The 23912-nt window shown below is 68.6% G+C and carries 18 protein-coding genes; all 18 read right to left on the bottom strand.

The window, feature by feature from the left end; genetic code table 11:
* Positions 1-22: 22 nt before the first annotated feature.
* The gene (locus CJ177_RS02095; protein ID WP_095867183.1) at positions 23-2131 is read right to left on the bottom strand and encodes a hypothetical protein; all 2109 of its coding nucleotides are present in this window, start codon (positions 2129-2131) and stop codon (positions 23-25) included.
* Positions 2124-2921, bottom strand: a complete 798-nt coding sequence (locus CJ177_RS02090) for a glycoside hydrolase family 16 protein (RefSeq protein WP_095867182.1) — start codon at positions 2919-2921, stop codon at positions 2124-2126. Before CJ177_RS02090 ends, CJ177_RS02095 begins: the two co-directional genes overlap by 8 nt.
* A gap of 31 nt (positions 2922-2952) precedes the next feature.
* Positions 2953-3624, bottom strand: coding sequence for a DUF998 domain-containing protein (locus CJ177_RS02085; RefSeq protein ID WP_095867181.1), 672 nt, complete (start codon positions 3622-3624; stop codon positions 2953-2955).
* Positions 3625-3626: 2 nt separating this feature from the next.
* Positions 3627-4871: a hypothetical protein gene (locus tag CJ177_RS02080; RefSeq protein WP_179443147.1), complete on the bottom strand. Its 1245-nt coding sequence runs from the start codon at positions 4869-4871 to the stop codon at positions 3627-3629.
* The gene (locus CJ177_RS02075) at positions 4858-6231 is read right to left on the bottom strand and encodes a lipopolysaccharide biosynthesis protein (protein WP_005238840.1); all 1374 of its coding nucleotides are present in this window, start codon (positions 6229-6231) and stop codon (positions 4858-4860) included. The genes CJ177_RS02080 and CJ177_RS02075 overlap by 14 nt, the downstream gene beginning before the upstream one ends.
* Before the next feature lie 2 nt (positions 6232-6233).
* Positions 6234-8009 carry an alpha/beta fold hydrolase gene (locus CJ177_RS02070; protein WP_095867180.1) on the bottom strand — a complete coding sequence of 592 codons (1776 nt, stop codon included), beginning with the start codon at positions 8007-8009 and terminating at the stop codon, positions 6234-6236.
* Positions 7993-9303, bottom strand: coding sequence for a glycosyltransferase family 2 protein (locus tag CJ177_RS02065; RefSeq protein WP_095867179.1), 1311 nt, complete (start codon positions 9301-9303; stop codon positions 7993-7995). Before CJ177_RS02065 ends, CJ177_RS02070 begins: the two co-directional genes overlap by 17 nt.
* A complete protein-coding gene (locus CJ177_RS02060) occupies positions 9300-10250 on the bottom strand; it encodes a glycosyltransferase family 2 protein (RefSeq protein WP_061041497.1) in 951 nt (316 codons plus the stop codon). Before CJ177_RS02060 ends, CJ177_RS02065 begins: the two co-directional genes overlap by 4 nt.
* A 6-nt stretch (positions 10251-10256) precedes the next feature.
* The gene (locus CJ177_RS02055) at positions 10257-11102 is read right to left on the bottom strand and encodes a glycosyltransferase family 2 protein (RefSeq protein ID WP_005238836.1); all 846 of its coding nucleotides are present in this window, start codon (positions 11100-11102) and stop codon (positions 10257-10259) included.
* A gap of 289 nt (positions 11103-11391) precedes the next feature.
* Positions 11392-12258, bottom strand: a complete 867-nt coding sequence (locus tag CJ177_RS02050; protein WP_061700321.1) for a MazG family protein — start codon at positions 12256-12258, stop codon at positions 11392-11394.
* Between the two features lie 3 nt (positions 12259-12261).
* Positions 12262-15909 (bottom strand): transcription-repair coupling factor, encoded by a 3648-nt coding sequence (mfd, locus tag CJ177_RS02045; RefSeq protein WP_095867178.1) that lies wholly within the window; start codon positions 15907-15909, stop codon positions 12262-12264.
* A 119-nt stretch (positions 15910-16028) separates the two neighbouring features.
* A complete protein-coding gene (locus CJ177_RS02040; protein ID WP_257014344.1) occupies positions 16029-18464 on the bottom strand; it encodes a glycosyl hydrolase in 2436 nt (811 codons plus the stop codon).
* A 32-nt stretch (positions 18465-18496) separates the two neighbouring features.
* Complete coding sequence (locus CJ177_RS02035; RefSeq protein WP_095867176.1) at positions 18497-19462, bottom strand: DUF1839 family protein; 966 nt, start codon at positions 19460-19462, stop codon at positions 18497-18499.
* Entirely contained in the window at positions 19459-20409 is a 951-nt protein-coding gene (locus CJ177_RS02030; RefSeq protein ID WP_025432139.1) for an amino acid--[acyl-carrier-protein] ligase, read from the bottom strand. The genes CJ177_RS02035 and CJ177_RS02030 overlap by 4 nt, the downstream gene beginning before the upstream one ends.
* On the bottom strand, positions 20406-21614 hold the full coding sequence (locus tag CJ177_RS02025) for an acyl-CoA dehydrogenase family protein (protein WP_005238831.1): 1209 nt from the start codon (positions 21612-21614) through the stop codon (positions 20406-20408). Before CJ177_RS02025 ends, CJ177_RS02030 begins: the two co-directional genes overlap by 4 nt.
* Complete coding sequence (locus CJ177_RS02020; protein ID WP_005238830.1) at positions 21611-21853, bottom strand: acyl carrier protein; 243 nt, start codon at positions 21851-21853, stop codon at positions 21611-21613. Before CJ177_RS02020 ends, CJ177_RS02025 begins: the two co-directional genes overlap by 4 nt.
* Entirely contained in the window at positions 21850-22287 is a 438-nt protein-coding gene (gene acpS, locus CJ177_RS02015) for a holo-ACP synthase (RefSeq protein WP_095867175.1), read from the bottom strand. Before acpS ends, CJ177_RS02020 begins: the two co-directional genes overlap by 4 nt.
* A 249-nt stretch (positions 22288-22536) precedes the next feature.
* Complete coding sequence (locus CJ177_RS02010) at positions 22537-23895, bottom strand: sugar transferase (protein ID WP_231914289.1); 1359 nt, start codon at positions 23893-23895, stop codon at positions 22537-22539.
* Between the last annotated feature and the right edge of the window lie 17 nt (positions 23896-23912).

The raw sequence follows: 23912 nt of genomic DNA, 5'->3' as shown, positions 1-23912 counted from the left end.
GACCGAATACGCGACGTGGCCGTTACCGGCGCGGCCCCGTGTAACGGAAGATCGTGCTGTTGTCGTCCTGCGCGTACACGGACCAGTCCGGGCTGGACCGCATCTGGTCCTCGAAGTTCTCGACGGATTCGTCCGGAAGGTAGCCGTAGTAGCGGATGGCGGCAGTGCCCTGCGTGTTGAACACGAGATACGTGTCGCCGGCGCGTTCCGCCGCATCCGCGGTGAGCATCTCGATCTGGCCGCCGTGCGGGAAGCCCTCCAGCACGGCCGGGGGCAAGGCCAGCAGAGGTTGATCGAAGTCCTTGTCGACGACGGCGAACTTGATGTAGTCGGCGCTGACCCGAGTGGGAAGACCGGCGGGATAGAGCGACATGATCGTCGCCGGCGGCTTCTCGTTCGCGAGGATGTCCGCTGCGAACGTCACCTGGGACTGATACCCGATGACCAGCGACCACAGCCCGAAATAGCCTTGCAGGCCCGCGAACGTCACGTACGCCAGTCCGCTCGCGAGTCCGAGCGGGACGACTCGACGGAGCAATCCGGACCGGAACCTGATCGTGAGGGCGTCCACGAGGATCGGCGCGATGAGAATCGCGCACCCGGGCACGGCGTAGAGATAGACCCGGAAGATCGCCTCACCGCCGTAGCTCTGACCGGCCAGCAGCGCGAACGAGCTGAACGCCATGACGGTCGCGACCCAGGCGGGACGCTTGCGACGCCAGAGGACGATCGCACAGACCACGGCGAGCAGGATGATGCCCGCTGACAGGGAACGGCACACGGCGGAGGTGAAGATCTTCCCGAACGTGCCGACGGCGGTCACGTTGCTGGCGGCGTTGTCGACCGGGTTGAAACCGGACAGCAGCCCGTACGGTGCCACGATGTCCAGCCGGGGAACGAGATAGGCGACGAGGATCGCGAAGTAGGGAACCGGGATCCACCACGGACGGATCTTCCGCGTCACCGCCAGGGCCACTGTCACGCCGAACAGCCAGTACGGGGTCAGCTGGTGGGTGGGCACCAGAGCGGCGAAGACGAGGATCGACAGGTACGCCGCAGAGCGGTGCTCCGTCGACACCACCAGCAGTGCCACCACACCCAGCGCCATGACGAGGGCGATGGCCTGCGGCGAGAAGTAGTCCTGCCCCACCCAGTTGGCGAGTTCCGCCACCATCGCAGCCGTCAGTGCCACCCGCATGCCGAACCCGAGGAGCCGGGCGATCGCGGCGATCACGACCGCCAGCAGCACGTGGATCACCGGCGCGAACCAGTGGGCGATCGACATCATGTCCGCGGACGTGATGTCGCCGAACCACGCGAACGCGGTGAAGAAGCCCGGCCACTCGCCGTAGATGTCGACGCCCTTGGGCGGCAGTGTCTGGAACTGCTGGATGTAGTCGACCACGCCGAGGTGCTTGTACGTCCACCCGTAGATGGGCACGTCGGTGATGAGGGTCGGGGTGAGCCGTTCCACCACGATCACGCCGAGCACGGCCACGGCGCCGGTCCCGACAGCCCTCTTGCGAAGAGCCCAGACGAACGCACCGAGCATCATCAGCGCGCACACCACCAGGCCGGGCCCGCTGCCGACGAACAGCAGACCGAACTGTGAGTACGCAGTGGAGCCGAGCCCGAAGAGAACCACCACCCACACGGCGAGCGCCACGGCAACGAGGATCAGGGGCCGGTTGCGGCGGGCAACGTGCCACCATTGCGACAGACGCAGCGACACCTGCTGCACGGTCACCGCGCGAACCGGCTCGGCGCCGGTGTCGTGCCACCGATGCCGCAGCGCCGACACTACGACGGCAAGGACCATCACCAGCAGCAGACCCGTCGCGGGCCATCGGTAGAACCAGGCCACGACGGTGGTGGCCGCAGTCACCACGGACAGTCCGAGAACGGGGACGGCCGCGACGGCTGCGGCGACCGGTATCCGCATCCATGTCACGATCGCGAGACCCGGTCCGACCAACACGAACACCGTCAGTAGCACCGAACTCACCGACGACGGAAGCGGCGCCAGGGACGTCAGTCCCGCGACCGCCGAGGCCAGCGCGGCGACGTCGTAGTACCGGGTCAGCTCCGGAGCCCTGGTGTCGAGGCGCTCCGCAGTGAGCAGATCACTCATCGGTGACCCTCACCCAGTCGACGAGCATCGTGGCGGGAAACGTCGTGTCGGCTCCGACGTCGCCCGGCCACCGTCCCCCGACGGCGACGTTCAGCAACAGGGAGAACGGTTTGTCGAACACCCACTCCTGCCCCGGGGCCAGGTCGGCACGCGAGAACTCGCCGGTCACCGCGTCGTCGATACCGAACGTGACCCGGTCCGGCGACCGCTCCACCCAGTAGTCGTGAAAATCTTCCGACATGTTCCCGCTGCCTTCCGCTTTCACTTCCCAGGGCGTGCCGTCCGCGGAGGGGCCGTGCAGCGCACTGTGGTAGAACGCCGCGTCGTTGATCGTCTCGATCACGTCGATCTCCCCCGACTGCGGCCAGCCCACACGGTTGACGTCCGTGCCCATCAACCAGAACGCCGGGTGCAGGCCCTGTCCGCTCGGCAGCTTGATGCGGGCCTCGGCCCGTCCGTACTGGAATGCGAAGCGGTCGAGGGTGACAAGCCGGGCGGACGTGTAACCCGACCCGTCGGGACGGGCTTCGATCACGAGGTTGCCCTCGCCGTCGAGCCGGGAATTGACGGGATCGTCCGTATAGACCTGCGCCTCGTCGTTTCCCCAGCCTCCTCCCCCGACTGCGTGTCCCCAGTAGCGGGGGTCGGGCGCGGTTCCGGCGGGCCCGACGAAATCGTCGAACATGAGCACAGACTCGCCCTTCCTCGATGCCTGCGCGACATCGCTCGACGCGTACCACCCGGTGGCGCCGATGCAGACGAGCGCGAGGAACACCGTGGCCGCAGACACGGCGCGGGTTCTGCGTGGACGGTTCAGCTGCCTATGCACCGGCACTGTCTCCGACCCGGACGACGGCCGAATGTCGAACCGGCTGCAGTTGTGTCACGAGGTGGACGCACACGACGAACCCCAGGATCGCCGAGTAGGCCGCGACCCGTTCGACACCACCCACGCCGAGTCCGAGGTCCCAGGAGTAGGTGAAGCAGAAGTACCCCACCAGTCCGAGGACCCCGAGTGCGAGGGCGAGGTACCTTGCCGGCCCGGATATCCGAGGCCAGACGGTGAGTGCCGTCGTCAGTGTGAAGAGACTGCCGAAGATGAGGAACAGCGTGGCGCCGAGTGAATGCAGTTCCCAGTGCGTGTTCGACGGCGCGAGACCGACCACTACTCCGCCGATCCCGGCCACCACCAGGAAGACGACAGGGGCCGGCGGCAGCACCCGTTCGATGCGGTGCCAGAGGACGGCGGCAACCATGTAGGCGAGTCCGGTCACCACGAACGACGCGTCCATCAGCAGTGATGTCTTGCTGCACGGCGCGTTTCCGTCCGTGCCGCAGAACGGGACGCCGAGGTCACTGATGAAGTTGGCGGAGTAGCTGTAGTGACCGCGCCACGTGCCGGCGACGAGGAATTCGACGACGAACAACTGCAGGACGGCAACGGTGAGGTACAGCGGAGTCCGCTTCGATGTCTCGAGGACGTGTGAGGGCATGGTCAGAACATCCTTCGAGACAGTAGAGACAGTGGGTCGCACAATGCGTCCGCGAGTGCGGTGCGGACGAGTTCGGGGTCGAAGACGTTGTCGTGCAGCGACGCCGACACGTCCAGTTCGGAACCGTGGCGCACCGAGTTGAAGACGATCGATGCAGGGTCGGCCGGTTCGCTCAGTGCGGTGACGAGACGCCGGCCGGGCTCGTCGGTCCAGTCGAGATCGGCCAGCAGTGCGGCCTCTCCCATGTCGGAGTACACGAGCCGCGCCCGGGGGTCCGCAGGAACGTGGGTGGCCTGCGCGTGCGCACTGCCGGCCCGCACCCGCCTGCCGAACGTGGCGGTGCTGAGTGCGAGCGAGGCGAGCGGTCGGCCAGACGCCGTGGCCTGCGTGATCGCCGCACTCATCTCGGCGGCATCACCCGGGTCCGACAGTGAGAAGCGCACCAGAGCAGCGAAGTTACCGTTCACCGTCGCAGCCTCGGGAAGGTACCGGCGGCAGTCGAAGAGGACGTCGACCGTGTCGTCGACAGCCAGTCCATGACTCCGCATTGCCCGCGCGACGGCTGCAAACAGCAACGACGACACCGACGCCCGGGGCATTTCCCGGTCCCGCCAGCGACGCAGTTCTGCGGTGGTCCCGGACGCTGTGGACGCGATGACCGCGGTGGGCGCGCGGTGCCACGGCACGACCACCCCGGCCGATCCGGAACCGTGTGTGGCAGCGGGCCGGGACTCGAGAAGCGACGCGACACGTGTGGGGGTCGACGCGAAGGTCCGGGTCAGGGCGCGTGCGAGCGGCAGTGCGCTGTCTCGGGTCCGCGCCCATTCCGGAACCGGCGTCCCGGTGCGGCCGCCGGCGACGGCACGGACGAGAGACAGCGCGAGCCTGCCGTCGCCGAGTCCGTGGGAGATGTCGAGCAGGAGGAAATCACCCGCGACCGCGACGTTCAGTGGGTGCGCGGACGCACCCGACCGTGCCAGCCGGGTCAGCAACTGCGGCACCTCCTCCCGGGTACAGGGTTCGAGTTCCCGTACCTGCCCGAGGAAGTCCTGCGGTCGGTGCTCCCACCGGCGTGACCCGGCGGCCGGGACGAGACCGATCGGGGTGTGCCGCCCACCCGCGTGCGCGAGCAGGGTCAGCGTGTCCCGGATCTCGCCGATGCTCGGCAGTCGGACGGGACCGATCGCGGTGATCATCCGGCTCCCGCTGCGCATCAGGTCGCGGGTACTCGCTCTATGCGTCGACATCGGACACCTGCCACATCGGTTTCTGGTTCATACTCTTCTTCGCCAGCCACCGCTCCCACTTGGCGCGGTTCTGGAGTCGGCGGAGCCACGAGATGAGCGGTCCTGCGAGGATCACGGCGGTGAGCGTCTCGGCCGCGAGATACGCCCAGCCCACACCCGCGACCCCGATCGACGCGCTGAAGACCAGGCTGCCGACGATGATGACCACCGTGGCCAGGCACTGGGTGACGACGGCGAGGGTCAGCCGGCGGTACACCCGCGCGAGACCGTCGTAGACGGCGCCGATGACGGTGAGAGGCACGAACACCGCGGCGAGATGGAGCAGAGGCGTTCCTTCCGCACGGTATTCGTCACCGATGAATCCGAGTGCGGGCGGCGCGACGAAGGCCAGCCCGAATCCGCCCACCACCGCGACCACGGCAATGGTGCGGACGAACCGGCGCGACAGGCTGACGATCTTGTCCGGATGCGCGGCGGCCTCGGCGACGAACGGGCCCACCATGAGGTTCACCATGATGTAGAGGGCGCTGACGATCGACCAGGTCACCGCGAAGTACGCGTTCGCCGCGGTGCCGACCCGGGTGACGACGATCAGCGGGACGACGAGCGGGGCGATGGCCCCCAGCGCCGAAATGCCGTACGAGGAACCGAAGTACACTCCGAGTTCCTTGTTGGAGGGCAGCGCGGGTACCTGCCGGTATCGAGGGTCGGACCGGATGCGCAGGCCCATCGACGTCAACACGACCACAACGGCGATCGCCGCGGTGACCCCCCAGGACGCGACGATGGCGAGCGCCGACCCCGACGCCGCGAGCACCACGACCGCGAGCAGTTTGGCCAGCGCGTGGAAGACGTTCTTCGACGCCGCCCAGCGGGCCACGCCCAGCCCTGAGACCGTCTGGTCCTGAAGAGCGAAGAGTGCGAGGACGACGACGAACACCGGATAGATCGCGATTTCCAGGTTGTTCTCGAACAGCGTGTCCCGCGGACCGAGGACGATGAGCCCGACGGCCGACACGAAGGCCAGTGTGGCCACGGCGGCGAAACCCTTGACCAGCAACGGTCCCGCACGGTGGCCCGCCACGGGCAGGAAGCGCTCGAACATCGAGCCGAGGCTGAGATTCGACAGCGTCGACAGCATGATCGCCGTCGAGATGAGAGCGGACGCCACGCCCACCTGATCGGCGGGGAACAACCGCGCGGCCGCGCCCCAGAAGGCGAGGCCGAGTACACCGGTGACGACACTCGACAGCATCAGGGCCATCGAGTTGAGCTGCAGATTCCGCCCCGCGGAGCGCGGTGGCTGCTCGGCACGGTGCTTCGCGCGTAGTTGCGACTGCGTCGCTGTCGGGGATCCCATGGCTACCCGACCAACTCCGGCCGGGAATCGTCACGGGCGTCGTCGACAGGGCCCACGGTCAGTTCGCCGAGCGTGGTGGCGAGGACGTCCCGCAGGACCCTGTCCCGCAGGGCGGTGCTGTACAGCGAGTGATCGCCGGACGGGTACGTCACCAGGCGTCCGTTCCAGCCGGCGCGCCGGAGCCGGCGAAGGCTGCGCTCGCCCTGGTTCTCGACGAACGCGGCGTAGTCGATCGGCGAGAGCAGAACGGTGGTGTGCACGCCACGCTCGTTCAGCGGAGCGAGCATGACCTCCGGCACCTGCAGCAACCCGGCCCGGCCCAGCCACAACCAGCAGCGGTACGGCATCCACACCCGCAGGTACCTTTTCGCCGTCGCCGCGTGCCGGTGGAGCAGCGCGAGCGCTGCACCCTTCAGGGAACCCCGGTCGGCGTCCATCGTCGACTGCTTCACGAACGCCTGACGGGTGATGGTCCAGTCCGCCATGTTGACCAGGACCACCGCCCGGACGGGACGCCGGAGGGCGGCGTAGCTCGAGTTCCACGCACCCGAACACATGCCCACGAGCACAGCCGATTCGGGCTGCGCACCGCTGACGGAGATGATGTCGACGGCGTCGTCCCGGGATTCGTCCGTGTAGATGGTGGTGCATTCGCCGCGCTGCACCGTGCCGGTGTCGCCGGTGCCGCGACGATCGAAGCGGACGCCGACGATCCCGTGGGCGGCGAGTTCGCGCGCCGTCTCGGCCCACAGCCGGACCGGTCCGACGCGGTGCTCGTTGGCGGTGCCGTGGAAGATCACGGTCGGTGCCGCAGGGTTGGGCGCCGCACCCCGCTCCGCCGCGACGGACGTTCGGATCGTGAAGAGTTCGGATGGTCCCGCGAAGCCCAGCGTCTCGACGACGTGCCTGCCGTCGACGGTCCGATCCACGACGGCGGTGGTGCGGAGATCGAGTGCCGCACCGGTGTGCTGGTCGCCGAAGGACGCGGACATCCAGTCGGCGATCCGGTCGATGTCGCCGAACGGGATCCGGACCACGAAGTCCGGCGGCTCGAGGAACGATTCGTAGTCGTGAACCGAGAAGTTCTCGGCGTTCCAGGACGCGACGGCCTCACGCATCCCGACGGAATCGACCTCGCTCTCCCGCAACGCCATCAGGACCTTCGCGCCCGGCGGCGGGGTGGCTGCTCGCAGAGTCATCGCCGACAGTGCTGTAGCCGCGGCCGGTGCGAGCACCGCACCGATGAGGGTGATTCGCGGATCGTCCGCATCCTCGGGACCGACCACCATCCGGTGGAGCGCGGTCTGCTTGCGCAGGTAGGCGCGGCCGCGCACCACCGGGTCCCACAAGGTCACGGCCCGCACCGGACCGCACGTCGCGGCGACCTGTGCGGCGAGCAGGGCGCCGACCCGGAGGCCGACCAGCCCGACGTCCGTGATGCCGCAGCTGCGCACGAAATCGACGGCCCTCCGGATGCTCTCGAGCCATCCGGCGACCGCGTCGGAATCGTCCTGGGCGCCCGGCGAGTCACCGGTGCCGCGGTAGTCGAACCGCAACACCAGTAGACCGCGAGCCCGCAATTGCTGGGCGAGATACACCATTCCGCGATACGCGTCGACCTGTTCCTTGCCGATCGGCGGGCAGAGGACGACGGCACCGCGGCAGCGGCCGTCCGCGGGAAGATCGACGACGCCGAACAGCGGCGCGTCCTCCGGTCCGAACCAGGTGGCGAACCGGGTGCCGTCTGTGCGGCCGGCGAGATCAGGATGGGCCGTCATCGGTCAACCCCCTCAGCGGTGCCGGATCCCGGCCCTCCACTCGGGCCTTCAGATAGGCGAACGGACCACGCGCGATGGACCGCAGCTCGGTGGTTCCGATCCCCACGGGAAGGTCGTCGGCGAGACCGTCCGGAGGGGTGGCCACGCGGGACATCTTCCGCGACAGACGGAGAAACGTCGGCGCCTGCCGTACGGCGATGCGCGCTGCGAGCCAGGCGGTGCGGGGGTCGACGGCGATCTTGGCCAGCCAGGCACCGAGTCCGAGTCCGTAGCCGCGCGCCTGGACGGCGAGCGCCTCGTTGTCCGCCCGGTGCCGATGCCACACGACAGCCCCGGGCCGGTACGCCAGCTGCCACCCGGCGTGCAGTACGCGGAAGAACATGTCGAGGTCTTCGCCACCGTCGGTGGGGGCTCCCGCCCCGAGCGCTTCGTCGAAACCACCCAGCGCGAACACGGCCTGCCGATCGACCGCGAAATTCGCACCGGTGCCGTAGACGCCGACCTGGAACGGGAAGAGCGGCACGTCGGCGGGCGGGTGCGCGAGGTCGAACAACCGTGGGACGCAGGAACTCGCCCACCCCACCCGCTGATCGAAGTACGCCTGCGCGGGTGTGCGGATCTCCCCGCTCGGGACGATCCCGCACACGCACGCCACCGCATTACCGGCGCCGAATCCGGCGACGAGTTCGGTGAGCCAGTGCGGGTCGACGACGACGTCGTCGTCGGTGAAGGCGACGATCTCCGTGTTCGCCGCGCGGACGCCCGCATTGCGCGCCCGGGACAGGCCCGGGCGGGGCTCGGTCACGACGCGCACACGGGGGTCGCCGAGTTCGGTGACGAACCGCTGCGTGGCATCCGTGCGGGATGCGTTGTCGACCACGATCACCTCGTAGTCGGGATGGTCGAGCGACAGGATCGATTCCAGGGCGACCTTCAGGCTGTCTACCCGGTCCCGGGTGCACACCACCACGGTGATGGAAGGGCCGGATGCGTCGGTGGCGGCGGCGCTTTCGGCCACCGCTCCCGGCAGGAGCCCATCCGATGCGCGCCGCAGTGCGGCGGCGTCGAGTCCGCCGTCCTCGATGTCCAGCTCGACGAATCCCAACAGGGTGCGCTCTTCTCGCACGAGCAGCCGGGCACGCCGATACCCCTCGGCTCGCTCCAGCCGGTATTCGGTGTCGTCTCGGACGGGACCGCGTAGTTCGCCGACCCAGACGGCCCCGTCCCACGTCGGTGCCTCGTCGCTCACGAGAGCGGGCACGAGGTCGATCCGGCGATCGAGTGTTCCGGTCATGCCGTCACCCGCTTCGATCGCAGACCGACGAGACCCCGGACGTAGCCGGCAGTGGTCGCCGTGAGCCCCGCGACCACAGCACCGGCCCGGGCCAGTCCGCCGTGCCGCGGGGAGGCGATTCCCGTGACGACGGCTCGCGGGAGTACACGCGCGGTGTACGCCCGTTCGCTGCTGAGCGCGTCGCCGGCCCCGACGAGATCGGAGACCAGCGCTTTCGACATGCCCTCGTGGAAGCAGCGCGAGAGGAAGTAGCGGAACGTGGTGCGGTCGTCGCTGACGCGGTGCGCCACCTTCATCGCGGGGTCGAACAGCAGCTGCGCAGTGGGCTGGTGGGCGCGGATCCGGATGCAGAGTTCGGTCTCCTCGCACCCGACCGGCGTCGTCCCGACCCGGCCGATCCCGTCGCTGAACCCGTCGACGGCGTCGAACACCGTGCGCCGCAGAGACATGTTGCAGCCGATGAAGTTCCGCACGGGCTCGATACGTGTCGGCTGGCCGACGTAGCTGCAGCCGACCACCCAGTCGAACTCGGCGGGCATCCACACGGGGCGGTCCGCGGGCCAGACGGGACTCGCGAATCCCCCCACACCGAGCACGTCGGGGTCGGAGTAGTGGGCGGCGGACACCCGGTACCAGTCGGGTTCGGCGCGCGCATCGTCGTCGAGGAACGCGATCATGTCGCCGCGCGCCGCGCGCACGCCCGTGTTGCGGGCTCCGGAGAGCCCCTTCGACCCGGAGTTACGCAGCACGGTCACCCGGGTCTGCTCTGCGAAGTGCCGTTCGGCACGCGAGAACAGTTCCTCGGAGTGGTCGATCACCACCAGGACCTCGAGCACGGGCACGTTCTGCGTGAGCACCGAGTCGACTGCGGCGCACAGGTCGGTCCACCGTTCGGTGGTGTAGGCGCAGATCACGACGGAGCAGGACACGAGTGTGGACACCGTCATGGTTGCTCAGCCTCGCGAGACGGGGGCCGGGAACACGTCAGGTGCGGAGGTGCGTTGCTCGCTCCTGATGGTGCGCAGCACCCGGAGCCCGTCACGTACCGCGTTGAGATTGCTCTCGCCGTGGATGCGGTCCTGTTCGAAACTCGGCACCTCGGTGATCTTCAGGCCCGCGTTGGCGACCCGCACGTTGATGAGTGTCTCGATCTCGAAGCCGTCGCCCCACTGCGCCTCGGCCGCATCGACGGACGGCAATGCCATCACCGGGACGTGGTGGCGCCAGAATGCGTTGTAGCCGTAGCACAAATCGCTGAACGAGGCCCCGAACTTGAGGTTGACGATGGCGTTCAACGCCTTGTTGCCGAGCTTTCTGCTGAACGTGATGTCCGAGCTTCCTCCGCCGGCGGCGAATCGGGTTCCCTTCGCGAAGTCCGCGCCTGCCACGAGAGCCCCGACGAACAGCGGGATCTCGGCCGGGTCGGTGGATCCGTCGGCGTCGATCATCACGATGATGTCCGACGTGGAGGCGAGGAAACCGCAGGCCAAGGCATTGCCCTTGCCCTTTCGGCTCTGCGTCACGACCGTGGCGTCAGGCCACAGGCTCTTGGCCACCTCGACCGTGTCGTCGACGGAATGTCCGTCGACGAAGACGATCTCGTCGATGTCGGCCGGCATCCGCGCGGCAACGTGCGGGAGATTCTTGGCTTCGTTCATGGCAGGCACGACGACCGTGACCGTCGGCCGCTGCGACCCGTCCCCGTCGTTGCGACCGTTGTCTTCGCCATTGCGTTGGTCGACGCCCACGACGTCGGTACCGTCGGAGGGTTCCAGGCGATCAGGCGTGTACAGGCTCATTTGTCCGTCTTTCCTCGTCGGGCGAATGGCCCGGCAGCATCACAGTCGTCCCATGCGAGCACTGACCACCCCTTGTCTGGAGTGATGTCCTCACCACGTGCAGCGTGCAAAGGAAGCAGAGACCGTTCGAACCCCCGCAGTTCAGAAAACTTCAATGTTTTCGACCATCGGTCTTCTTTGCAGGGGTAAACCTATCTCAAGTTTGTTTCGTGCGCACCAGTTAACGCGAAGTGATTTAAAACTCAGTTACATTTCGGCAAACCGAAACGATCGCGTGGAACGGCCGCCCTCACGACGGCCAGTGACCCGTCCAGTCCGCTGCTCCGAGCGAGGACTTCCCCTGTGCACGCGCCGCATTCTCGGCTACCCGGATCCGGGTGATGAACGCGTGCGTCGCCGCCCGGAGTCTCGTCTCGGCCTCCGCCTCAGCTACCAGACCGGACTCGAGCTCGACGGGCACGAGTTCGGGCGGCAGGCCGGCCTTGCTCGCGCGGGCGATCACCTTCGCCGCGAGGGACGCCGCGGGCTGACTCATCGCGACGCCGTCGAGGCACGAACTCCGCGCCTTCTCCGCCGCCTTCCTGATCTCCCATGCCCGTTCCTGCTCCGCGATGTCGATCGGCCCGACGACGTCTTCCCCTAGGTGGGGACTGCGGTGCACGAGCTTGGCCACCAGGGTCGCGGCCACGTCGTCGATGTCGAAATTGCCCGACGCCGACGCGATGCGCGAATGGAACAGGACCTGCAGCAGCAGGTCTCCGAGTTCTTCCCGGAGATCGCCGGGTTCGGACGACTCGATCGCGTCGAGCACCTCGTACGTCTCCTCGACGAGGTAGTGCGACAGGGTGCGGTGCGTCTGCGTCACTTCCCAGCCGCCGTAACTCCACAATCGGTCCATCACCTCGGCTGCCTCGACGAGGTTGTCGCCCGGGACCTTCGGTGCCGCGATGACCCGGGACCCCGACGCGACCCACTCGCGCACGGCCGGATGGTCGGGATCGGTACTGACCAGGACGGCGGCCCCGGGTGCTTCGGTCAGCAACGTCCGCACGGCTTCGGGTACCTCGTCGGTGAACTCCACTCCGTCACCGACCACCCCGACCGCCTGCATCGGGATCGTCGTGGGCCGCAACGGGTCGAGCAGGACCACCGTCATCGGTCAGGCCTCCATCACCACGGACCCGGCAGCCTTGCCGTCCAGCGCGAGCACGAAATCGGCGATGTACTGCAGCAACTCCACGTCCCGCACCCGCTCCGCGCCGATTCCACCGGAACCTGCCCGGGGCAGCGGCAGCTGCACCATCCCGGTGGTGGCACGGTACTGCGCGCTCGGGTAGATCCGCTTGAGACGCAACTGCTTCGAGTCGGGCAGGGCCATCGGCGCGATCTTCAGCTGCGTCCCGACCACGGCGATTTCCTCGAGTCCGTACTCGCGGGCCAGCAGGCGCAGCTTGGCCACCGAAACCAGTCGGCGGACCTCCTCGGGGAGCGGTCCGTACCGGTCGACGAGTTCGTCGACCACGGCCGTGATGCCGTCGAGTTCGGTGGCCGCCGCGAGCTTGCGGTATCCCTCGAGCCGGAGACGGTCGCTGGTGACGTAATCGGGAGGAATGTGCGCGTCGACGGGCAGGTCAATACGGACCTCCTTCGGGGCGTCCTCCGTCGTGATCGGCTTGCCGTCGGCGGCCGCCCGGAACGCCTCGACCGCCTCCCCCACCAGCCGCACGTACAGGTCGAACCCGACACCCGCGACGTGACCGGACTGCTCGGCGCCCAGCACGTTTCCGGCGCCGCGGATCTCGAGGTCCTTCATCGCGACCGCCATGCCGGCACCGAGATCGGAGTTCTGCGAAATGGTCGCGAGGCGGTCGTAGGCCGTCTCCGTGAGCGGCTTCTCCGGCGGGTACAGGAAGTACGCGTAGCCGCGTTCCCGGCTACGCCCGACACGACCGCGCAACTGGTGCAGCTGCGACAGGCCGAGGGAATCGGCGCGTTCGACGATGAGCGTGTTGGCGTTGGAGATGTCGAGACCCGTCTCGATGATCGTGGTGCACACCAGCACGTCGTAGTCGCGTTCCCAGAAGCCCTGCACGGTCCGCTCGAGCGTGTCCTCGTTCATCTGGCCGTGCGCCACCACGACCCGCGCCTCGGGGACGAGGTCGCGGATACGCTGGGCCGACTTGTCGATCGAGCTGACCCGGTTGTGGACGTAGAACACCTGCCCGTCGCGGAGCAGTTCCCGTCGGATGGCCGCGGCGACCTGCTTGTCGGCGTACGCGCCGACATAGGTGAGGATGGGGTGCCGCTCCTCCGGCGGCGTGAGGATCGTGGACATCTCGCGGATGCCCGCCATGCTCATCTCCAGCGTTCGCGGGATCGGCGTGGCCGACATCGTGAGAACGTCCACGTGGGTGCGCAGCGCCTTGATGTGCTCCTTGTGTTCCACACCGAAGCGCTGTTCCTCGTCGACGATGACGAGGCCCAGGTCCTTCCACCGGATCCCGGTCTGCAGCAGCCGGTGCGTGCCGACCACGACGTCGATCTCGCCGTCCGCCATGCCGGCGATGATCTCCTTGGAGTCCCCCGCATCCGTGAAGCGGGAGAGCCCGCGCACCGTCACCGGGAACGCCGCCATGCGCTCGGTGAACGTCTGCAGGTGCTGCTGAGCGAGGAGGGTCGTCGGCACCAGGACCGCCACCTGCTTGCCGTCCTGCACGGCCTTGAACGCCGCCCGCACCGCGATCTCGGTCTTGCCGTAGCCGACGTCGCCGATGACGACGCGGTCCATCGGGACCGCCTTCTCCATGTCGGCCTTGACCTCGCTGATGACCGTCAGCTGGTCGTGGGTCTCGGTGAACGCGAAGGCGTCCTCCATCTCCTTCTGCCACGGGGTGTCCGGGCCGAACGCATGACCGGGTGCGGCCTGCCGCGCCGCGTACAGCTGGACGAGTTCACCGGCGATCTCACGAACCGCCTTGCGCGCCTTGCGTTTGGTGTTGGCCCAGTCGGAACCGCCGAGCTTGCTCAGCGCGGGCAGCTCGCCGCCCACGTACCGCGACAGCTGGTCGAGCGACTCCATCGGGACGAACAGACGGTCGCCCGGGTGTCCGCGCTTGCTGGCGGCGTACTCGATCACGAGGTACTCGCGCCGCGCGCCGCCGATGGTGCGTTCGACCATCTCGACGAATCGTCCGATGCCGTGCTGGTCGTGCACCACCATGTCCCCGGCGGTCAGAGCGAGTGGGTCCACCTGGTTGCGGCGCTTCGCCGGCAGCCTCTTGCCGTCGCCGACCGCGGCCACCCGGTTGCCGGTGAGGTCGGCCTCCGTGACGATGACGAGTCCGGCGGTGGAGGCGTCGCCGGGGAAGACCAGGCCGTCGTGGAGCGAACCGCGCAGCACCCCGACCTGGCCCCGCGGGGGCTCGGTACCGGGCGCGAGTTCCGCCGCGGGCACCTCGGCCTCGCGCAGACGCTCGAGCACGCGATGCGCGGTGCCGGCGCCCGCGACTACGAGGACGGCCCGCCCGCCGGTGGTGACGTGGGCGCGCAGGCTCACGAACAGTTCCGACAGCAGGTCGTCGGAACCGCGGACCTGGGGTGCCGGCGTGACCGCCAGCTCCAGTTCCTCGCCGTTGCCGGACGCGAGCGGGCTCAGCGTCCACCACGGCAGACCCGTGGTCTCCGCGGATTCCCGGACCTGACTGAGCGAGCGGTAGGCGGAGGCGCCGAGGTCGATGCCGTCGCCCTTCAGCACCGAGGTGTCGAGCGGGACGGCGCCGCCGATCGAGGCCGCCGTCCACGACGCCTCGAGGAACTCCTGACCGGTGCGCACCAGGTCGGTGGCGCGCGTGCGGATCTTCTCCGGATCGCACAGCAGCACGTGTGCGCTCTCGGGCAGCACGTCGGTGAGCAACTGGAGTTGCCCCGGCCGCAGCACGGGCAGCAGTGCCTCCATGCCCTCCACCGGGATGCCGGCCGACATCTTGTCGAGCATCTCGACGAGCGCGGCGTCGGCCTGGTTGTCGACCGCGAGCCGCGCGGCGCGGTCGCGGACGTCCTCGGTGAGGAGCAGTTCGCGGCACGGCGGGGCGATGACGGCGTCGATGTCGAGTTCGGGCAGCGACCTCTGATCCGCGACGGAGAACGCGCGCAACTCGGTGACCTCGTCGCCCCAGAATTCGACGCGCACGGGATGATCCGCGGTGGGTGAGAACAGGTCCAGGATGCCGCCGCGGACGGCGAACTCGCCGCGCTTGCCCACCATGTCGACGCGCGTGTACGCCATTTCGACGAGCCGCTGGATCAGCCCGTCGAAGTCGTGCTCGACACCCACGCGCAGCGTGACGGGTTCGATCTCACCGAGACCGGGGGCCATGGGTTGCACCAGCGAACGGACGGTGGTGACGATGACCTGGAGCGGGGCCCCGTACGAGCGGTCGTCCGGGCGCGCGAGTCTGCGGAGCACCTCCACGCGGCGACCGACCGTGTCGGCGCTCGGCGACAGCCGTTCGTGCGGCAGCGTCTCCCACGACGGGAACTGCGCCACGGCGTCGCCGATCATCTCCTGCAGTTCGGCGGTGAGGTCGTCGGCCTCGCGACCGGTCGCGGTGACCAGCAGCAGATGGGTGCGCTCGGCGAGAGCCGCGGCCACGAACGGCCGGGCGGGTGCGGGCGCGACGATGTCGAGGTGATGCCGCCCGAGCGCCTCGGTCACCTGCGCGATGACTGCGTCGCCCAGCGCGATCTTCGCCAGACCGGCGAGCGGGGTGTCGGACGAGGGCTCGGCAGCGATGAGCGGGGAAGACAACGACGCACTCCTGAGCAGTGATGACGAACTGCCGGCGAACAGCTCGGGCCGGGACGAGCGGCCAGTTGCGGACTGAGCCAGCCTAGTCGATATCGCACACGGACGGACCGGGGTCCGTATCAGGTGCAGACCTGCACGACCGGTGTGACGGCCACCGAGTTCAGCGCCCGCACGTGCCCGGTCACCGCGTCCGCTGTTCCGGTCCTGCGCACCGGCACGATTCGCGCTCCGCCGGGCGGCAGGTGGAACCAGGAGTCCGCCGGTTCGAAGCCGCGGAGTTCGAGGTGGACGTACTGGGCGGCGCCGTCGGTTCCGACGTCGACGACCCAGTCCCCGGGCGCCGCCTGCCGCGCCACCGCCGTCAGGCCGACGGTGCGTTCGAGGGCCCGGGCAGGTCCGCCGACGAGGTGCACGGACTCGGCGACGACACCGTCCTCGCTCGACAGGGTGACGGTCACGCTCTCGTACCCGCGGGGGCCGAAACGGTGGACGTGTGTCGCGTCGGTGAAACGCCCGAGCACCGTGTCGAGCGACCACCGGCGGGCCGCGTGCCCGGCGAGGGTCACCGGTTCGGTGACGTCGAACGCCCGGGCACCCGTGCGGGTGTGCACTTGCACCCGCAACTCCCCCACGACCGTGTGGTCGGAGTCGTTGACCGCGTCGATCCGCAGTCCGTCCAGTCCGTCCTCGGCGAGGAGGACGGCGACCGGCAGCGACATCCGCCGCATCACGAACCACGGCGCCTTGGGCCTGCCGTCGGAGTCGAGCAGCCCCCACCCGGCGCCGGGTTCGAGGTCGCGGAGCGCGAGCACCAGGGCGCCGTCGCATCCCGAATCGGGCCGTCGCCAGAAACCGAGAGTCGCCGCGAACACCTCGCAGACGGCGGCGCGACCGAGGGCGAGGTACCGCTCGGGGTCGCTCCAGCGGACCGTCGACGGTTCCTCGCCGAACAGCGTCCGCACGTAGTGATCGCGGACGTCCTCGAAGTCCCAGGACGCGCCGTTGTCCCGCGGCACGGCCGCCTTCCACCGTGGATGGTGGCCGGCCGCCGCGAGGCTGCCGAACTCGGCCTCGATCGCCGCATCCGACGGGGGGATCGAGAATGCGAGGCATTCGGCGGCGAACCGCACCCGGGCCTGACGGACGTCGGACGGCGGAAGCCGGTAGCCCCCGACACCGAAGTAGTGCGCGATACCCGTCCCCACGTGGGTCGCGAGCGCATCTCCGCCCGGCGGCGAGGTCGGTGACGACGACACCGGCACCACCCCCGGCGCCGTCCTACCGACCACCGCCGGGATCACGTCGTGCACCGCCGTCATGTGCGGCACCGCGAGTCCGAGCATTGCCGGTTGCTGTTCGGTCTCGCTGCCTCCGCTGAACACGGTGAGCGCGGGGTTACCGGACAGCGGCCGCAGCACCGCCTCGACCTCCGCGGTCAGCAGGTCCAGGAACGGCTGGTCGTCGGGCGGGTCGAACGTCGACAGCATGGCGTCCTGCCACACCATGACACCGAGTTCGGCACAGTCGTCCCAGAATGCGGCGTCCTCGTACACCGCCGTGCCCGGCACGCGGACCATGTTCAGGCCGGCCCCGACCACCCGCTCGAGAGTGGCCCGCGTCTGATCCCGGCCGCCCAGCCCGACCGGATCCACCGGCGTCCAGACGGCGCCGCGGCAGTACACGTCGACGCCGTTGACCGACAGCCGGAATCCGCCGTCACCGCGCGCCGCGCACACGGTGCGGAATCCGACCGCACCCAGGTCGACGACGTGCTCCCCCAGGACGACGCTCAGCGGATACGTCACGGGGATGCCGTGGGTGTGCGGCCACCACAACCGGACGTCGGGGACGCGCAGGTGAGCGCGGACCTCCTGCGCGCCGGGCCCGGAGTCCACGATTGTCCCGTCCACGGTGAGGTCGCCGAGCCGCACGACAGGCGCCGGCCCGGCCGAGCGGTGCACGCGCACGGCGAGGTCCAGTACGCCCGCGCCGCCCTCCACGGTGGTGACCACGTGACGGTCCGACAGGACAGGGGCTGCGCCGTCGTGCAGACGCGCCGCCCGCCACGGACCCACCGGGGCCGGCACACCGCCGAAGACCGGGGCGCGACCGAGCAGGCTCGTGCGAATCCAGCGCAGTCCCTGCGCGCTCACCAGCGACGACCGCCAGCGTCCGCGTGGCCGTCGGCGGCGCAGCGCGGCATCGAGCGACGGAAAACGGATCGCCAGCGTGACCGTGCCGGGGCGGGAAGCGAGTTCGACCGCGGCCGGCACGAACATCGACTCCGACGACAGGACGAGGTCGTCACCGGCCCACACCTCCGCATGCGAGGCGAGGCCGTCTAACTCGAGACGCCACGGCCCCGGTCCGTCGCCGCACACGTCGGTGACGAACCACCAGTCCACCGCATCGGTCTTCGCCGCGCGCGCCGCCGCAGCGCCGTCGATCGCCCGGATCGCGCCTGCCGCGGTGCCCGGCACCTGCGCGTGGTACCACGGACCCGGCACACAAGCCAGTCCCGAGGGATCGGTGACCGATCCCGGTTCCGTTGCCACACACCGCCACCGAGCACCGGTGAGAAGATCCACTACTCGCGTCCGACCACTCGCGCCACGCCGCCCACCGACCGTTCCCACGCCTCGGCCATGCCGTCGAGTTGAGCCGACGGGTCGACACTGCGTCCGCGAGCGGCCCGAGCCATCTGGAACTGCACACTCTTCGCGCCCTGCGCCACCGCCCGGAAGCCCGGCGCGAACGCCGCCGCCCCCGCGAACCCGTTGCGCTCGAGGTACTCGCAGACGTCGGCGGCCAATTCCGCGGTGGCACCGCACTGCCGCAACACCCCGAACGTCCACAGGTGAAAGGTGTCGATGCCCGCGTCGCGGATCCAGGGCACGTCGGCGACCACCCGCTCACCGAGATCGCGCACCGGATTCCCGTCCGGTCGGGTGGCGAGATGATGGCGCAGTACCGCCTCGAAGCGCGCCGGCCGGTACCCCGGGTCCCCGTCGAACCGGACCTGCTCCACGTAGGGGGTGAAGGTCGCCGATCCGGCGACGTCGAGCCCGAACAACCCGCGAAAGTCGTCACCGGCCAGCCGGTGATACCCGCTGTTGTGGAAATACTCGAGCACACCGGCCTCCCGGTCGATGTAGTTCGCGACGATCGTCGTCTTGGTGTGACCCTCGCGGTAACCGGTGCCCACGGTGTCCGGGAGCCAGTGCGCATCCACCTCGACGGTCGACAGCATTCCCGCCGCGAGATTGTCCTCGACGTGGTCGAGGACCCGGCGCCAGACGTTCATCTCCCCCACGTCGATCCCGTACAGCGCGAACAGATCCTCCGGCTTGAACTTCAGGAATGTCCACTGCGATCCGTCGAACCGGGCCCCGAACGCGCACGCGGCGGCGGGCACCGGATCGAGCCCGAGCGAGTGGAGTACCTCCACCCACAGGTCGAGGTAGCAGTTGGTCTCGGTCCACGTCCGCTCGCCGGAGTGGATGGTGTGCGGTTCGTATCCGTCCGGCGAGATCTCGATCAACCGGGACGTCACAGCGACATCCGGGATTTCACCGCACTCGGCCAGCGCGACGGGTCGATGCCGTGGGTCCGCAGCATCGCGAGCGCGATGCGTTCCATTCCGAATCCCACGCACGCACTGTGGGCGACGCCGCCGTCTGCGGTGGCGATGTCGAACGTGACACCGAAGTGGTCCTGATGACAGTTGCACGAGACGACGGCGGTCCCCTCGTCGAGATCGCCGTACAGGCGCACCGTGAGCTCGGTCTTGAGGTTCTCCTCGCGCTGGTTGGCGGCGAGCATGCGTCCGACCCTGCCGAAGAACGGGTCGTTCGCGACCACCGGCGTGGCGTCCAGCCACAGGTCGGACAGCACCTCGAGCCCGCGCTCGATCCACGAATCACGGTGCGTCGCGGCCTGGTCCGCCGTGCCGATCCGCACGAACTCGTGCATCCGGAACGCCTGCATGCGGGCGGGATCGAACGCCGGCTCGTGCCGGAAGCAGTAGCCGTACACGTCGAGCAGCGCACCGCCGTCCGGCAACACCCCCGTGAACATCGGGTACGCGGGGTGGCACGCCGCCGACACCAGCATGGTGTCGGCCGGTTCGAGCCACCTGTCCCAGCTCTCGCCGTCGGCTCGCGCCGCGAGCAGTTGGGCGTGCTCGGCGTTTGTGCCGGTGAACGTGTTGATCGCCCCGGTCAGATTGGGGAACGACGCGATGTAGTCGGTGCGCTCGAAACTGGTGCGGGGGAACACCGGGGGAAACCGGAATCGGGCCGCGGACGCGCCCGGCCCTGCTGCCCGTACGACCGCGTCGATGCCGTCGACGATGTCCTCGAACAATCCCGACCGTCCGTAGAGGCCGGCAACCGACGTGTCCACCAGAAGCCCGGCGTCCAGCAGTTCCGCCCGGAACGCACGCCGGGCCCGCTCGAGTTCGCTCGTCTCTTCCCGCTCCACTGCTGTATCCGTGCTCATATCGTCCCCCGGTATGCCGTGGCCATCTGCGCCGAGTTGGCCATGATTCGATCGTTGTTGACCATGACGGCCGCCCCGTGCGCATCGCGCAGGTGCCGGCCGAGCGAGTACTCCGTGTCTTCCCGGTAGCCGGCGATCCCGCAGATCAGCAGGGCCCTGCCGACGAGGTCGACAACCAGGGTCGACGCCGTCACCTTCAAGTTGTTCATCGCCAGCGAATAGCCCACTCCGCCCGCGACTTCGGCCTCCGGCGAACCGGCGGGTGCCGCATCGGCGTCGTCGAACCGGCGGGCCGCCGCGAACACGATGTCCGAGAACTGCTGGTGCACAGCGGCCGCCTCGGCGAGACGCGACGCCGCGGGCGAGGCCACGCCCGGCTGCTTACGCGCTGCCGCTCGCACGTACCGGCGTGCCTTCTCCACCGCGGCGTCGGCGATGCCGAGCCACACGGCCGACCACACCGAATGCGACACCGGGAGCATCGTCGCCGCCGAGATCTCCGCGTAGGGATCGGCGACGACGAGGTCGGGGCTGGTGGTGGCACGCAACACGAAACCGGGGCTGCAGGTTCCGCGCAGTCCCAGCGTGTTCCAGTCACCGGTGCGCTCGAGCGTCACGTCGGCACGCCGGCAGATGACGAGCACCTGGTCGCTCGGCGGGCTGTCGGGGGTGCGCCGCGCGGTCGCGAGGATCGCGTCGGCGTACTCGCCGTAGGAGATCACGGGGGCATTCTTGACCAGCGACACCACCCCGCCAGACTGCTCCACCGCGCATGTGCTGCGCCGGACGTCGCCCCCGATGCCCAGTTCCGTCGTCGCCGATGCCAGCAGGTACCGACCGGCGACCGCGTCACGCAGGAAAGCGGAGACGCCGTCGCCACCCGGATGCCGTACGAGCGAGAGGATCTGGGTCTGGTGCATCGCGAACACCATCGCCGTCGCGGCGCAGTGACGCCCGAGGGTCCGGGCGATCGTGCACAGTTCCCGCAGCGACGCGCCTTCGCCACCCAGTTCCGCGGGAACGGCACACGAGAGCAACCGCTGGTCCCGGAGCGCGTCGATCGCTTCCTGCGGAAAACGTGCGTCCCGATCGACGTCGACGGCCCAGCGCGCGGCCACCTCGGCCACGACCCTCTCGGCTCGCGCCGCCGGTCCCCACGACTGCGCGGACTCGATCCCGGTGCCGCTCGCGAGGGCGATACTCATGCCACTCCGAGTTCGACGAGTGCACCCCGAATGGAATCCACACTCGCGAACGTGCTCTTGCGCAGCAGCTCGTCGGGAAACTCGATGTCGAACGAATCCTCCAGCGCCAGCATGACGTTGACGCTCGCGTGCGACGTCAAACCCAGTTCGTAGAGATCGGCGCCGACGGCGATGCTCGCGGCATCGACGGACAACCGGGCGTGGTCGCCGAGAACCTTGCGGATGGTCTGCTCGCTCATGGGTGACGTTCTCCTTGGTGATGGGATGGGGTGCCGAGCCGGGACGCGGTGACCATCGCGATCGCGACGTCGGCCTCGTGCGAGATCGAGACGTCGAATCCGCCGAGCCCCTGCCGCTCGGCGAGGGCCGACGCGTTGCCGGACAAGCGCACTCCGCATCCGCCCCAGCTCTCGCGCCGGATCTCGATGGACTGCCACGGCAAGGCGACGTCTCCGGGTCGCAACACCTTGACCACGGCCTCCTTTGCCGCGAACCGGGCGGCCAGTCGCTGGGCCCGCGCAGGTCCTTCGCAGGTTTCCAATTCGTGGGGCGTGAAGATTCTCGTCAGATAGCGGTCACCGAACCGCTCGACGCTGCTTCTCACATACCCCACCGTCATCACGTCGCACCCGATACGGGACTCGGGGATCGACAAGACAGAACCACCAGACATCGATCCCCCTGCTCCAGTCTTCGCCAGTCCCACGCTCTGCACCGGAAGCCGCACTCAGCGACTCTCCAGCAAACCCTTCGAAAAGTTACCGCACACCGGCAATTCGAGACAAGAGGTACTGCGGTGTGGGCATAAACATACCCTGAGTCTGTAACGTTGTCTTGCCGGAACGGCCGACTCCAAGTCCCGGAGGGACGACCGCCCTCCACATCCCCGCGACCCGATGGCCGACTCGGAGTCGACGCACCCTCAGTAGGCGCCGTTCGGCCGAAGCACTGCGCGCGTCGTCTTCCACAGGATCAGCAAATCCAGCGTGGGGCTCCAGTTCTCGACGTAATGCAGGTCGGCACGCACCGACTCCTCCCAGCTGAGGTTGCTCCGGCCACTCACCTGCCACAGACCCGTGAGTCCCGGTTTGACGAACAGCCGACGCCGCGCACCGTCGTCGCCGTATCGCGCCACCTCGCACTCCAGCGGTGGACGTGGGCCCACCAAGGACATGCTGCCCGTCACGACATTGAACAACTGCGGCAGCTCGTCGAGCGAGTAGCGGCGAATGAACTTGCCGACACGGGTGACCCGGGGATCGTCGTGAATCTTGAACATCACGCCGGCGCCCTCGTCGAACGCCGCGAGCTCACGAAGTCGCCCTTCGGCACCCACCACCATGCTGCGGAACTTGTACATCGTGAACAGCGCGCCGTCCCGCCCGACGCGGATCTGTTTGAACAACGCCGGACCACGACTGCTGGCGCGAATTGCACAGGCGATCATCAGAAGAACCGGAGCGATGCCGATGACGAGAACGAGAGCGAAGATCCGATCGAGAACATTCTTGATGACCCATGCCGGGCCCGAATACGTCGGCGCGCTCAACTGCATCAACGGAACTCCCGCGACAGGCGCTATATGCAGGCGCGGACCGACCACATCCATGAGCACGGGCGCGATCAGAAGGTCGGTTCCGGTGCCCTCGAGTTCCCAGCTGAGCCGCTCGGTTCGAGTGGGGGTCCAGCCGCTCGAGGGGAGAACCGCAATCGCCTGGAAGGAATGCAGCCTCGCGATTCCGACGATGTCCTTCTCCGTCCCGATCACCGGAATGCCCTCGATTGCAAGCGGAAGCTCTTCACCCGGTCTCACATCGGCCAGGCAGATAGCGTCGACGCGCCACCCGGCCTGGGAGATATCAGGCGTTCGTTTGATCAATTCGAGCACTTCCGCGACGTCGCCGGCCACGAGGACGGAGCGCAGATTGCCCCCCGATCTCCGGCGTCTGCGCAGTTCCAGCCTCAGCACATAGCGTCCGAGCACCGAGAGTGCGGCCGCGAGCGGAAGAGCGCCGAACACCCACGAGTGCCCGTTCGAGGTGCCGAGCGCGTACCCGGCGACAGCCATCACTGCGATGGCCCACACATACGCTCGTCCGACCCTGTGCACTTCCTCGGCACCGCTGCCGAGAACGCGTGGATCCCATGCATGCGCCAGAGCCAGGGAGAGCATCGAGAGAACGAGAACCGCGACCGCAACTGCGAGACCCCCCTGCCACGCCCCAAGAGACCCGAGAGAGAGGTGGCGATAGGCGACGGTGACGAAGAGGTCCGCAGCCAAGACACAGAGGAGATCGC

Origin of the sequence: Rhodococcus sp. ACPA1 (assembly GCF_002300195.1) — a bacterium.
Taxonomy (GTDB): Bacteria; Actinomycetota; Actinomycetes; order Mycobacteriales; family Mycobacteriaceae; genus Rhodococcus_F; species Rhodococcus_F opacus.
The sequence above is the reverse complement of the archived record's forward strand: the minus strand, read 5'-3'. Positions and strand labels throughout refer to the sequence as shown.

Coding starts and splice junctions, on each gene's coding strand:
- CJ177_RS02095 (WP_095867183.1), bottom strand. CDS start 2,131: ATGAGTGATCTGCTCACTGCGGAGCGCCTCGACACCAGGGCTCCGGAG.
- CJ177_RS02085 (WP_095867181.1), bottom strand. CDS start 3,624: ATGCCCTCACACGTCCTCGAGACATCGAAGCGGACTCCGCTGTACCTC.
- CJ177_RS02080 (WP_179443147.1), bottom strand. CDS start 4,871: ATGTCGACGCATAGAGCGAGTACCCGCGACCTGATGCGCAGCGGGAGC.
- CJ177_RS02075 (WP_005238840.1), bottom strand. CDS start 6,231: ATGGGATCCCCGACAGCGACGCAGTCGCAACTACGCGCGAAGCACCGT.
- CJ177_RS02070 (WP_095867180.1), bottom strand. CDS start 8,009: ATGACGGCCCATCCTGATCTCGCCGGCCGCACAGACGGCACCCGGTTC.
- CJ177_RS02065 (WP_095867179.1), bottom strand. CDS start 9,303: ATGACCGGAACACTCGATCGCCGGATCGACCTCGTGCCCGCTCTCGTG.
- CJ177_RS02060 (WP_061041497.1), bottom strand. CDS start 10,250: ATGACGGTGTCCACACTCGTGTCCTGCTCCGTCGTGATCTGCGCCTAC.
- CJ177_RS02055 (WP_005238836.1), bottom strand. CDS start 11,102: ATGAGCCTGTACACGCCTGATCGCCTGGAACCCTCCGACGGTACCGAC.
- CJ177_RS02050 (WP_061700321.1), bottom strand. CDS start 12,258: ATGACGGTGGTCCTGCTCGACCCGTTGCGGCCCACGACGATCCCGATG.
- CJ177_RS02030 (WP_025432139.1), bottom strand. CDS start 20,409: ATGAGCACGGATACAGCAGTGGAGCGGGAAGAGACGAGCGAACTCGAG.
- CJ177_RS02025 (WP_005238831.1), bottom strand. CDS start 21,614: ATGAGTATCGCCCTCGCGAGCGGCACCGGGATCGAGTCCGCGCAGTCG.
- CJ177_RS02020 (WP_005238830.1), bottom strand. CDS start 21,853: ATGAGCGAGCAGACCATCCGCAAGGTTCTCGGCGACCACGCCCGGTTG.
- acpS (WP_095867175.1), bottom strand. CDS start 22,287: ATGTCTGGTGGTTCTGTCTTGTCGATCCCCGAGTCCCGTATCGGGTGC.